A 12793-nucleotide genomic window follows, 5' to 3' on the forward strand; every position below is an offset into this window, starting at 1 on the left:
TTTTTATTTTTTGAATTTACAGGGTTAGTGGGCGCAAAATTCGTCATATCTCTCGTTATCGATTTATCGATTCCTAGTTAATTTAATAGCTTTGCGCGCCATGCCCTGCTGACTCCAGAGGCATTATGCATACATTACACATTCACAATTTAAGCTATCAACACCCTAATGGTTATGTACAATTTAACCAGCTAAACTTTTCAATCCCCGAGAAACTCACCGCGATTATCGGTGCTAATGGCAGCGGAAAATCAATATTGGTGAGTATATTGGCAAACCAACAGCAAGCCAGTTCCGGACATGTTGAGTTTAGCGGCACTCGGTTAGTCGTATCGCAACAGCAATTAAGTGATCACTCTTTACAAGACTCAGCCAGCACTATCGCCCAATTATTGGGGATAGATAAAAAGCTGGCAGCGCTTGCACGTATTACGCACGGGAGCATTGCTGAGGCAGATTTTGCGCTAATCGGCGACGATTGGTTATGTGAGCAAAACTATCAACAACAGTTGTTGAGCCTAGCTATTGAAGCACCACTAACTACCCCAATAAGCCACTTGAGCCCTGGGCAACAGCGGTGTTTAACACTTTATTGTGCCCTGCAAGCACAGCCTGATTTACTGATTTTAGATGAACCAAGTAATCATTTAGACCAAACAGCAAAGCAATGGTTAATAACGCAATTGCATGCGTTTAAAGGGCAAGTCGTTATTGTGAGTCATGATCGTCAATTACTTGATCACTGCGACGCTATCATTGAGTTAAACAGTCTCGGTAGCCATTACGAAACCGGTAACTACCAGCATTTTTGCAAACAAAAAGCACTGCAACAAACAGCGTTAACTAAACAAATTGCTCATCTCGCAAAAGAGCAAAAAAAACACCAACAACAAACCCAACTAAACCATGAAAAAGCGCAGCAAAGAGCGGCGCAAGGCAATAAACATCGCAGCAGCGCCAGCCAACCTAAAGTGATGTTAGATTTTAAGAAAAACAGTGCCCAAGCAAGTAAAGGTGCTAGCGAGCGTTTAGCATCAGCTAAGCTAAACACCTTAGCCGAAAAACGGCAAACACTGCAACAGCAACTACCAGACAGTATTGAACGAAAGTTAAAGTTCAAGCAACCCACCAGCAATAAACGCTTACTGTTTATTGATAAACTTTGCCTGCCTTATGGTTGTAGTAAAAACCCTGTAACCTTACAAATTAACATTGGCGATAAATTACATATAGCAGGGTCTAATGGCTCAGGAAAATCAACGCTACTGAGAATGATCAGCGAATCGACAAAATCATCCACGGCAACGGCAATTCAACTAAACAGCAAGGTACTTTATATTGACCAACACTGCTCATTTTTAACCGCCACTGACAGCTTAGTTAAAGCACTAGAGGTACATTGCGAACTTGAGCTACAAACAATCCGCCACCTACTGGCAAATATTGGTTTCAAAGGCGATGATGTATACAGGCCAATAAACCAACTTAGCGGCGGCGAGAAAATGCAATTAGCCATGTTAATTGCAGCGCAAAATGCTGCGGATTATTTATTGCTACTCGATGAACCCGATAACCATTTGGACCTTGATAACAAACAACATCTTACACAAAATCTGGCTGATTTTACTGGCAGCTTTATATTAGTAAGTCACGATGAGGTGTTTGTAAAGCAATGCCAACTTACCCAACAACTCAACCTGTATTAATTGCTTCCAAGTATTAAAATTGCTACTTTATACTTGTTAAATAATTAAATTCATTAGGAAAATAATGCGTTCACTCGTTGCAATCCCATTGTTACTTATCAGTACTCATGCATTAAGTCAGCAAAAAAGTACAGCTATTGAACGTATTACTACTACCGCCTCTCGCGTTGACGTCAGCGCCGATCCGCTACCTTTAGTGATCAGCAGTATCACTAAAGCACAGTTAGATTTAATCGCACCGACCCATATCGAGCAAGTATTAAAGCAAGTCGCAGGTGCCAATGTACAACATGGTAACGGTCAAGAATATTTGCCCGCACTGCGCTCTCCGGTTCTTTCTGGCGCAGGTGCCTGTGGCGGCATATTAACAGCCGAAGATGGCATCCCCCTGCGCGCAGCAGGCTTTTGTAATATTAACGAGTTATTTGAAGCGCACACTGAAATGGCCGAACGGGTTGAAGTATTAAAAGGCCCAGGCTCTGCCCTTTACGGCTCAAATGCTGTGCACGGGGTTATTAATGTGATCACCCCAGATACCACTTATGATGAACATTTGCTCGGCGTTGATTTAGGTTCGTACGGTTACAGTCGTTTAAAACTAAGAAGCGGTAAAGACTTGGGTGATCAAGGCATTGGTATTAACGCCAGTGTCACTCGCGATAGCGGCTACCGTGATGATGAAAGCGTCGACCAAGAAAAACTCAATTTACGCCATCGCTATACAAGTGATGAGCTATCCGTCACTACAGGATTGAGCTACACCCATTTAGATCAACAAACAGCAGGTTTTATCGAAGGCTTTGAAAGCTATAAAGACGATGAAATAGCTCAGCAAAATTTTGACCCTAACGCCTTTAGAAACGCCCGCTCATTGCGGCTTTGGTCAAAGGCGCAGTGGCAAACAGCACAAGATACACTCACCATTACCCCGTATGTGCGCAATCAAAGTATGACCTTTTTTAAGCACTTTTTACCGGGCACACCACTTGAAGAAAATAGCCAAACTGGCGTTGGTATTCAATCACTTTGGCAACATGTCTACTCAAATGAACTGACTATAAACTTAGGGCTAGACGGCGAATACACTCGTGCTGACTTTCTCCAATATCAAGACGAGCCAACTCAAGGCTCGCCATTTTTAGTAGCAACTGTGCCGCAAGGTAAGCATTACGATTACGATGTAACCAGCACCCTACTCGCGCCTTTTATTAGCCTTGATTGGCAATGGCAGCAACACGCTATTAGCTTAGGCGCGCGCTTTGAGCAACTCAATTACGATTACAACAATAATATGCTCGCTGGGCGCACAAAAGAAGATGGCAGCGAATGCGCAATGGGCGGTTGTCGTTACTCTCGCCCGCCAAGTGGCGAAAATAAATTTACCAATACATCCCCTAAACTTGGCCTGAGTTATCAATTAAGTGCTGATAATTATTTATATGCAAACCTATCTCGCGGTTACCGTGCGCCGCAAGCGGCTGAGCTTTATCAGTTACAACGCGAGCAACAGGTTGCCGAGCTAGAGTCAGAAACAGCAGATAACCTTGAAATAGGCCTAAAAGGGCAATATCAACAATTGCACTACGTGTTCTCAGCGTATGCGATGAACAAACAAAACGTAATTTTTCGCGACAGCGACTTTTTTACCATTAATGACGGGCAAACTCAGCACCGTGGTATTGAACTTGAGCTTGATTATCAACTTACTCAGTCAATAAACCTTGCCCTTGCTGCAAGCCATGCGGTGCACACCTACGACTATGACCAAGTGTTATCTGGGGTAAACATTAACGGCAACGACATAGACACAGCGCCACGTAACATCGCCAATCTACAAGCGAACTGGCAAGTAAGTCATAACACCCTAGTTGCGATTGAATGGCATCATGTCAGCGACTATTTTACTGATCCTGAAAACTTACACAGCTACGCAGGTCATGATTTAATTAATTTACGCGCAGCTTGGCAGCTCACTGAGCAATTAAAACTAACCGCACGAATTAACAACCTTCTTGATGCCGCCTATGCCGAGCGTGCCGATTACACCAGTTTTACTGGCGACCGTTATTTCCCTGGGCGACCACGTAATGTGATGTTCTCAGCAAGTTATTCTTGGTAAATATTGAGTTAAGTGATTTATGCTCTTACTCAAACTTTTTCTTTTTATCATGGCGATATGATTTTGAGTTATAAGTTGTAGTCATCACTTTATCAACGCCAGCTAAAATCGACTCTTTTAAACCACTTAAGAGCAAGACTTCTTGTGAGCTTGAAACATATTCGATAATCCCTTGCGCTAATGATTCAACAATCTCTTGCGCATTCCTAATTACGATATGACCTTGATTAGCCAGCTTAATTAAGTGCTCATAGTCTGGGAACTCTTTACTCTTACAAATATTAAGTGCCATTTTATTATTGATGGTTGAATAAATTAATGTATGAGTAATATCAAAAGGTGGAGAAACAAAAATATTGCTCATATCTGGCGTGTACTGCAGCGCAAAATTTTTAAGGTGGGCGTCACCATTACCAATTAAACAACTGAAAACAATGTACTTATACATTTTTTCAACTTCGAGCATATTATTCGTGTATAAATAAGTCGCTTTCAATAAGGTTTCGTAACTTCCTCGGTACTTTTCATCAGGATCTGAAGAGCGTTTCATCAAAGTTGTAAAGTCTTCATAACCTAGCAACTGGGTGCCATTTTCACCACGGTCAAAGCGTTCAATCACAAATGTTTCAAGGTTATCAGATAAATACGTATTTGGCGGTGCGAGACCACAATATTTAGCGGCTTGCATGCACACATATTCATTAACCGTAAGCAGTTCAAACTCTTCATCAAATGATTTTACGATCAGATCTTTTTGATGAACTGTTCGCTCAACACTTGGAATACTTACTTTGGGTTGCATCCCTGACAAGGTATTTCTGAGGTAGTATTTTTCTAATAACTGGGGAAATAAAGGCTGTGTGTCAGAATACGTAAGAATATCGTTAAGTGGCACGCTATCAACTTGCGGTAATTTAAAGTCACCTTGGTAAGATAACATGCCTATGCCATCACTTCCTTGCAAAGCTAATAAGTACATGTCGTTAACTTTGGCGTAACGAGCAAGCCTTTGTGCAATGTATCTACGGTTATGCCCTTCAGGCAAATTTTGCGCAAAAATAGGATGCAATGCACCAGAGCGATAACTATCATCCATGCCTTTTTCAGTCATAGTTAATGATAGATTAAACTCATTTTGCGTTTGCTTATAATCGTGTATTGCATCATGAGTTAACACACCTAGTTCTTTGTCATCTATACACACAGTCAACTTTTGTACTTTTTCAGGTAGGTTAAAAGCCATAACTAACTATCCTCACTAAAAAGCTCACTTAGCTCATCCCAACGAGGTAACCGTGATTTAGACAAAGCTCTTGGTACTACAGCTAGCTCAAAATCTAAATAATGCGTATAACGCTCAAGGATATCCAATGACCCTGTAAATTTACCGTTCTCAATTTCAGATAGTGTGCTTTTATTAATGTTCGTCAATTTTTGCACTTCACGTTGTGTTAGTTGTTTTTCTTTGCGCGCCTGAGCAAGCACTTTTCCTATTTCTATTCTATTCATCGCAGCCACCAAAAACTCGCCATATAGCGAACATAGTAGTATAAAACTAAAAAGATAGCCATATAGCGAACCTAAGTGGATTATCTTTTATTGTAATAGCTGTTTATATTGCGCATTTAAGTGCACCTTGAGTTCGGGGTGCGCTGCTAATAATTCAGTCAGCTGTGCTTTAGCGGCTGTGATATTACCATCTGCAATAAATGTATCTATACGCCTAAATTTATTTGCTACCTCTGCGGTGATAATTTCAAGCTCTAATAACAACACACTTTTCGCTGTCATGCTTGGTGCGGCAAATTGTCTGCCAGCCATTTTTTCACTTTGTTGGCGCTGCTGGGTTTGTTTTAATTGCATCATTTGAGCTTGTTCTTGCGCTTGCTCTTGTGTTGCGCTTTGCATCATTTCAGGCGAGGCCGCAGGTGCTAAAGCAGTCTGTTCATCAGCTAAAATTTGCAGCTCATTCAATTGTGACGATTGTTGATACTGTTCGCTATTTTGCACATATAAAACAGCGACTAACACCAGTGATGCCGCAGTCGATAATTGCCCATACCAAGTTTGATAAAAGCGCTTAGGTTTATGAATTGGGGTGACTTTATTATCTGCAACCTCATCTGCTGCGTGTTTTAGTATTTGCTCATCAAGTTGTGAGCTTGGCTGCTCCGTAGCACCGCGTTTATAAAGTGAAGCAATATCATGACTGGTTAACTTATCGCTCATTGCTAGTCTCCATTTTATATCTGATACATTGCTTTAACTTGGCTTGCGCGTAACGAATGCGGCTTTTTATATTTTCAGTAGTCTCTGCCACTAATTCGGCAATTTCTTTAAGGGTAAAACCAGCTTCGTGTTTAAGTAAAAATGCTTCTTTTTGCTCTCGGGGCAATTGCGCTAAACACACTTTTAGCTGCGCGGCTTGCTGGTCTTGATCAAGTTTTTCAGCAGCTGATTGACTGTTATGATCGGCAAAATCGGCAGTTTCAAGATCTTGATTATCGTCGTCTAACCACTTACTTTGCGTACCAGTTCGGCGGTAATGATCAATTAATTCATTATGGGCAATACGATACAACCAAGTAGTAAATTTGGCGCTCGCTTGATACTGCGAACGGGCTTTTATTAGCTTGTTCCATACTTCTTGATAAAGCTCTTCAGCCACTTGCGGGCTTGCACACTGGCGTAAAAAATACCGATATAAGCTATTTTTATGGCGGGTGTACAACTGCGAAAAAGCCTGTACATCCCCTTGTCCATAACTCAACATTAATTGCTCATCAGCTAATTCTGTCATAACGTCCTTTACTTATATCACTGTGCCGCTACTTAAATCATAATGCCGCAGCATTATTTACGAGTTGCACAAACTCACTACGATAGCCAAATGTGTCACTGCCTTTGTTAGCGGTTGCCAATTTAGCACAATCTTCATACTGCCAGTCTCCGGTATATTTTGCACCTTTTAGTAACTGGGCAAACCCAGCAACTGCCGCGGCAAATTTAAAATCGGAACTTGCCTGCGATAACGGCTGTATTTTATCACTACTGATAGCTTGCGTAAGCAATTCGCTTTGCTCGCCGTCAGGCTGTTTGAAACGCACTTTTACAAAAGCGAGTTCATTGCTGGCAACCGGTTTCTCATTAGTTTTAGACTGATAACGCAGCTCATCAATTTGTTTATGCTCGGAGTTGGCTAAGGTTATTTCATATAACGCCGTTACTGTATGCCCTGCCCCTAACTCTGCGGCATCGACCTTATCGTTATTAAAATCTTCATTAGCGAGTACGCGATTTTGATAACCAATTAAACGATATTCAGCCACCTGCTGTGGATTGAATTCCACTTGAATTTTTACGTCTTTGGCAATAATTTGCATGGTACTGCTGAGTTCATCAACCAGTACTTTGCGTGCTTCGTTAATGTTATCAATATACGCATGTTGGCCGTTGCCAATATTAGCTAATTGCTCCATTAAGCCATCGTTATAATTACCTTGGCCAAAACCAAGCGTGGTTAGTGCAACGCCCGTTTTGCGCTTTGCTGCCACCAGCTCTTTGAGCTTATCAACCGATTGCATGCCTACATTAAAGTCGCCATCGGTGGCCAAAATCACCCGATTAATACCGTCTTTTTTAAAGTTCTGCTGTGCTATTTGATACGCAAGCTCAATGCCTTGCTCGCCATTTGTTGAACCGCCTGCGGCCAGCTTATCTAACGCTGCGCTGATAGCTTGTTGATCATTGCCTTTAGTTGCTGGCAATACCACGCCTGCGGCTCCGGCATACACCACAATGGCAACAGAATCATTTTCATCTAATTGTTTAGTTAACATGGTTAAACTGGTTTTTAATAAGGGTAATTTGTTGGGTGCATTCATAGAGCCAGATACATCCAGTAAAAACACTAAATTCGCCGCTTTTAAATCAGCTTTTTCAATTTCAAAACCCTTAATGCCAATTTTAAGTAATTGCCGATGCTCATTCCAAGGCGCCGTTGCAACCTCAGTATGCACCTTAAACGGTGTGCTGATAGTTTCAGGCGCACTGTAGTCATAATCAAAATAGTTAATAAAAGCTTCTTCGCGTACCGCATCACTTGGCGGCAGCTGCCCCATATTTAACATTCTACGAGTATTACTGTAACTGCCCGTGTCTACATCAATTGAGAAAGTAGATACCGGCTCAGTGACTGTTTGTTTAACTGGATTCTGCTGGGATTTTAAATAGTTTTCACGATCTTGCTCTGACACCAATACCACGTCATCAACTGGATCTGGCGGCAATATCGGGCGCTGCATAGCAACACTTGCATGCATCATCCCTTGCGGCATGGCTTCATAACTTACAGCATGTTGTCTCTGCCTTGTTTGCACTTGTAGCTCTAATTGCTGTTCATCGTTTTGTTTGCTCTTCGCCGCATTGTTTGTTTGGTTTTGTTGTTCATCAACCTCACTTTGTGAACTTTGCTCACAACCGGTTAAGCCAACTATAACCGCAAGGCTCAACACCGTTAAACGTAAATTAATTGCTTGGATGTTACTCATCTTGTTATTCATAAAGTCACCTTAGCTTTTATTAAATATGAATTACTAAACCTATAAACGGATGACTTTAAAAAGTGGGGTTAATTATTTTTGAAATGAAAATCTATTCATCCCATTTAATATCAACGCAGTGTCTCCTTAGACTATAATTGCGCTCCCTCTTTCTTATTGATGATTTTAGTTTTGAACTCGACTGCCATTAAAAGAACTGCTTTTTCTTCTGCTATTTTAATTTTAGGCATTATCTTTATTGCCGCTAACTTACGCGCACCGGTTACAGGGCTTGCTCCTGTGCTTGAGCAAATTATCTTAAGCTTTGCTTTAACCCCTTCTCAAGCCGGTATGCTCACTACTTTACCATTAATTGCCTTTGCACTGGCAAGCCCAATGGCGGCAAGCCTAGCTAAAAAACAAGGCTTGGAAATATCGTTATTTATCGCACTAATCCTAATTGGCCTAGGACTGGCGTCACGATTAATAAACTCTTCAGCTATGTTGTATTTAGGCACCGCTATCATAGGTATTGGCATCGCAATAGGTAACGTGCTGTTGCCGAGTTTAATTAAACGCGACTTCCCACATAAAGTGGCGGTAATGACCTCTACTTACGTACTAGCGATGGGTATTTTTGGTGGCAGTTATGCCGCGCTTATTATTCCGCTGGCTGAATATAAAAGTATGGGCTGGCAATTAGCCCTTGCTTGTTATGGCTTACTTACCCTAGTGAGTATTATTGTTTGGCTACCGCAGTTAAAATTGCATACTAAGCCCACCAAAGATCTGCTGGCGAGTGTTAACAGCAACAAAGTATGGCACGAAGCACTTGCGTGGCAGATTACCTTACTGCTGGGGTTAAATTCATTTTTTACCTATATTATGATTAGTTGGTTGCCGAGTATTTTGATTGAAGGTGGCCATACAGCTCAGCATGCGGGTGCGCTACAAGGTGCCTTTCAAGTAGCGTCTGCAGTGCCTGGCATTATCTTAATACCATTGTTGGCAAAGCTTAAAGATCAACGTATTTTAACCAGCTTGTTAGCACTAATAGCCGCAACAGGCTCACTTGGGCTGCTTTATTTACCTGAGTTTGCCTCACTGTGGGCGGTCACCTTAGGGTTTTGCTCAGGCGCTTGTTTTATTTTAGGTTTGTCGTTTATTAGCTTACGTACTCATGATACCCAACAAGCCACCTCCCTGTCAGGTATGGCGCAATGCTTGGGTTACTTACTTGCCGCCTCTGGGCCGATTATCGCAGGAGCATTACATAGTTACTCTGGTAATTGGACAACTACCTTGTGGTTATGCGCTTTTGCGAGTGCATTGTGCGCCGTATTTGGCTATTTAGGGGGCCGCAATATTACGCTTAAACATTCTAATTAAGCTAAATAACCTGATGTGAGCTCAGGTTAAATAATATAAATGAAGCTAGCCAAGCTAGCTTCATTTTATGTATTTTATCTAAGTATTAAACTGTTATAGTTTGACAGCTTGTCCGTACTTAGGTGAGCGAGGACCATGCAACAAACCATTATAGGCCTCAGCCGATAATAATCTTCCCGCAGCTACCTTTGATACATCATACCCTGCATCTGTCGCAGTTTCTAAAATCTGGGTTAACGCTGCCGAAACAAGCGCCCCAACTAAACCACCACCAGAGCTTGAACGTTGCTCGCTACTAGCAGCGCTGGCAGTACCTTGCCACAGCAACTCACCGGTTTTCAGATCAACGAGCTTTGCATTTAACTTCACCACAGTATCACTAGAAATGACCACATAAGACGTACCATACTCAGTAATATCTAGGTATAGGGCTGTATCAGCAGCGAATATCTCATGCAATTTTTGAGGGGCAACTGCATGAATATCTTGTGCTACTGTGAGGCCATTATTCATAAACGTGTCATACACTAAAGAAACAGGAAATACATAATAACCTGATTCAGCTAATGGCTTTGTAATTGTCGCTAACACACTATAAGGCGCGATCACCTCATTACTATTATTTAACGGAGGCAGTACTAAAACAGAGCGAGGATCACTATTTTTATAAGCCGTGTAATCATAAGGTGCAGGCTTAGCAGCACAGCCCGATAAAATGACCAACGCAATCATTAAAATAGCTAATTTTAATGCCTTCATTGCTTACCACCTTTTGCATTTTCGATTAAAAAGTTAATATACTGCTCAGACTCTGGGTACAAAGCTTTTTCTTTTTCAAGATAAGCAAAGCCAGAATCAAGTTCGCCCTGTTTTAAGTGCAGGTAACCCAAATGGGCTAAAATCCCTGGCGCAATCAACAAGCTTTTATTATCAGCCATTTGCACTGTTTCTTCGAGCTGTGAAATTTGCTCTGCCACTGAGATATCATCGGCTTTAAAATGTTGATAAAGATTAACATCATAACTACCATAATAATAAAGGGGTTGGACCGTCTTACAGCCAGTCAACACCGTCAGTAGTAGCACAGCTGTTGTTATTATTTTATTCATATTCGTTCCTAATTAAGGTTTCCAATAACCGGCTTCAATGCCTTTGACCAAATTATTTACGGCTTCCCTCATTGCCAAATCCAGTACTTTGCCATTAAGTGTTGAGTCATAGCCTGCCGTACCACCAAAACCAATAACTTCACGGTTTGATAAGCTATATTCACCAGCACCTTGAACTGAGTAGACAACTTCAGAACTTGTCACATCAATAATATTTAAATTAACTTTGGCATACGCTATTTGCGATTTGCCTTTTCCTAAAATACCAAACAGCTGACGATCGCCTTGTTCTTTTCGTCCAAACTCAGACACATCACCCGTTACCACAAAGCTTGCCCCTTTAATATTTTGCTGGGCACCAGAAAAACCTGACTCTTGCTCAATTTCAGCCATATTAGTGCGATCTAAAACGACAAAACGATTGCTTTGCTGTAAATGAGTTACCAGTATTGTTTTTGCTTGTGAGCCAAGTAAATCAGTGCCGGTATTAAAAATACCATTTTGGAAATTGGAACGGTTTTGCATTTTGCCTACCGACAACTTACTTTTCTCACCGCTGTAAGCCACTTGATAAGACGCCACTTTTGGGGCCTCAATAGTGCGTGATGACTCTGTTGCAGTACATCCCGACAATATCATCAGCACACTGCCAACAACGACAGATACTTTTATTTTTATTAACATTTAATTTACTCCATATAATTAGGTAAGTTATACCCATAATATTTAATCGCCAAGACGCAAACGCGACGATACAACAATTGCACAGCGAAATTTATAACGCAGTTACTCAATAAGTTAACCTGCTAAAACGATCAGTATTTTAGGTAAGATTGGTATTAGCTCTAAGGTAGGTAAATCTTGTTTAGATTTTAAATACATTTTTAGAAAATGAATACTTTTTTTTACAAAAATAATCAACTTAAATAACTATTTACTAAGCGCCAATGCTTTAAGCTCTGTGGGGGTTAATCCTGTCCAGCGTTTACAGGCTCGACGAAAGTTTGGCGCATCATGAAAAGCAAGCTTTTCAGCCACTACCTCGTTACTCAACCCTTGCACGGTCAGTAAATGAAATGCCTGCTGCATATTGACCCGATCTTGTAGTTGCGAAAAGCTTAAATTATGCTCTTTTAAGCGCCGTTTCAGTGTTGCCGTACTCATATTTAAATGCTCACTGACTTGTTGCAAGTTAGCTTGGCGATGGCGGTGCAGGTAGTTGCTGATCAGCTCAATAAAGGTCTGTTTAAGCATTTTTTTACTGACTTGTTGCATCGCCAATTTACGACGTAATTGACTCGCTTGCAGCAAAGGGTGTGTAAGCCATTGCTGCGCAAATTTAACCGTCAGAGAGGGTCGGTCAAAGGCAAGTCTAAGCCCTAAATGTTCTTCATATTCGTAAATATGACGCGGGCGTGGAAAGGGAAATTCAAAACAAAAAGGGATACGCTCACCCAGCAAATGTCGACTCGCCGAGACCAATAAGCAACAGTAAAGCTCAACCACAAATTGATATTGTTGCTCATCCATACCCACCGCATCATTAAGCTGTAAATAACTATAACCATTATGCTGATAATGATAGGCAAATAATAACGGCGCTAACTGTAGCCTAAAACAACTCAATAAGCGCAGCACCTGAGTGAGGTTTTGACTATATAAAATAGCGCTTGTTTCAGCGTTAGGAGAAGGAAATAGTCGATGCCCTAGTTGAAAAGCGGCATCTCGCCCTGGCATTAAACGGTGAAACTGTTTTAGCAATCGTAATAGTTGCGATAAGCTCAGGTAAAACTCAGGACGAAGCAAATCTTCAGCAAAAATGCCCGTTCCACGTAATAATTTAACCTGAGCTTCGGATAAGAAATTACTAATTTAAAGGAACTAAATGCTCGTTCCATGATCCGATCATTCGACCAAGAGTGATTAGAA

General features: G+C 41.3%; 12 protein-coding genes. 3 read left to right on the forward strand and 9 right to left on the reverse strand.

Annotated elements, in window-relative coordinates; all coding sequences use genetic code 11:
* The first annotated feature begins 125 nt into the window (after positions 1-125).
* Both NDQ71_RS07890 and NDQ71_RS07895 read left to right on the forward strand, forming a co-directional pair.
* On the forward strand, positions 126-1706 hold the full coding sequence (locus NDQ71_RS07890) for an ATP-binding cassette domain-containing protein (protein ID WP_192542020.1): 1581 nt from the start codon (positions 126-128) through the stop codon (positions 1704-1706).
* A gap of 64 nt (positions 1707-1770) precedes the next feature.
* A complete protein-coding gene (locus NDQ71_RS07895; RefSeq protein ID WP_192542019.1) occupies positions 1771-3825 on the forward strand; it encodes a TonB-dependent receptor in 2055 nt (684 codons plus the stop codon).
* Between the two features lie 25 nt (positions 3826-3850).
* On the opposite strand, the gene NDQ71_RS07900 is transcribed toward NDQ71_RS07895, so the two are convergent.
* The 5 genes from NDQ71_RS07900 to NDQ71_RS07920 form a co-directional block, all read right to left on the reverse strand.
* Positions 3851-5068 (reverse strand): type II toxin-antitoxin system HipA family toxin, encoded by a 1218-nt coding sequence (locus tag NDQ71_RS07900; RefSeq protein WP_192542018.1) that lies wholly within the window; start codon positions 5066-5068, stop codon positions 3851-3853.
* A 2-nt stretch (positions 5069-5070) separates the two neighbouring features.
* Positions 5071-5334, reverse strand: coding sequence for a helix-turn-helix domain-containing protein (locus NDQ71_RS07905; RefSeq protein WP_192542017.1), 264 nt, complete (start codon positions 5332-5334; stop codon positions 5071-5073).
* A gap of 87 nt (positions 5335-5421) precedes the next feature.
* Entirely contained in the window at positions 5422-6054 is a 633-nt protein-coding gene (locus NDQ71_RS07910) for a hypothetical protein (protein ID WP_192542016.1), read from the reverse strand.
* On the reverse strand, positions 6044-6625 hold the full coding sequence (locus NDQ71_RS07915) for a sigma-70 family RNA polymerase sigma factor (RefSeq protein WP_192542015.1): 582 nt from the start codon (positions 6623-6625) through the stop codon (positions 6044-6046). Before NDQ71_RS07915 ends, NDQ71_RS07910 begins: the two co-directional genes overlap by 11 nt.
* 37 nt (positions 6626-6662) lie before the next feature.
* Positions 6663-8387, reverse strand: coding sequence for a VWA domain-containing protein (locus NDQ71_RS07920; RefSeq protein WP_064667229.1), 1725 nt, complete (start codon positions 8385-8387; stop codon positions 6663-6665).
* Between the two features lie 159 nt (positions 8388-8546).
* Between NDQ71_RS07920 and NDQ71_RS07925 the strand changes: the two genes are divergently transcribed.
* Positions 8547-9755, forward strand: a complete 1209-nt coding sequence (locus NDQ71_RS07925; protein WP_192542014.1) for an MFS transporter — start codon at positions 8547-8549, stop codon at positions 9753-9755.
* Positions 9756-9848: 93 nt separating this feature from the next.
* Here the strand turns inward: NDQ71_RS07925 and NDQ71_RS07930 are convergent, their stop codons facing one another.
* From NDQ71_RS07930 to NDQ71_RS07945, 4 genes are all read right to left on the reverse strand, one after another.
* Complete coding sequence (locus tag NDQ71_RS07930; RefSeq protein WP_192542013.1) at positions 9849-10514, reverse strand: DUF799 domain-containing protein; 666 nt, start codon at positions 10512-10514, stop codon at positions 9849-9851.
* On the reverse strand, positions 10511-10864 hold the full coding sequence (locus NDQ71_RS07935; RefSeq protein WP_192542012.1) for a DUF4810 domain-containing protein: 354 nt from the start codon (positions 10862-10864) through the stop codon (positions 10511-10513). Before NDQ71_RS07935 ends, NDQ71_RS07930 begins: the two co-directional genes overlap by 4 nt.
* 12 nt (positions 10865-10876) lie before the next feature.
* The gene (locus tag NDQ71_RS07940) at positions 10877-11548 is read right to left on the reverse strand and encodes a CsgG/HfaB family protein (RefSeq protein WP_192542011.1); all 672 of its coding nucleotides are present in this window, start codon (positions 11546-11548) and stop codon (positions 10877-10879) included.
* A gap of 246 nt (positions 11549-11794) precedes the next feature.
* Positions 11795-12736 carry an AraC family transcriptional regulator gene (locus NDQ71_RS07945; protein WP_301562663.1) on the reverse strand — a complete coding sequence of 314 codons (942 nt, stop codon included), beginning with the start codon at positions 12734-12736 and terminating at the stop codon, positions 11795-11797.
* Positions 12737-12793 lie beyond the last annotated feature (57 nt).

This window comes from Pseudoalteromonas sp. KG3, from assembly GCF_030436385.1.
Lineage (GTDB): Bacteria > Pseudomonadota > Gammaproteobacteria > Enterobacterales > Alteromonadaceae > Pseudoalteromonas > Pseudoalteromonas prydzensis.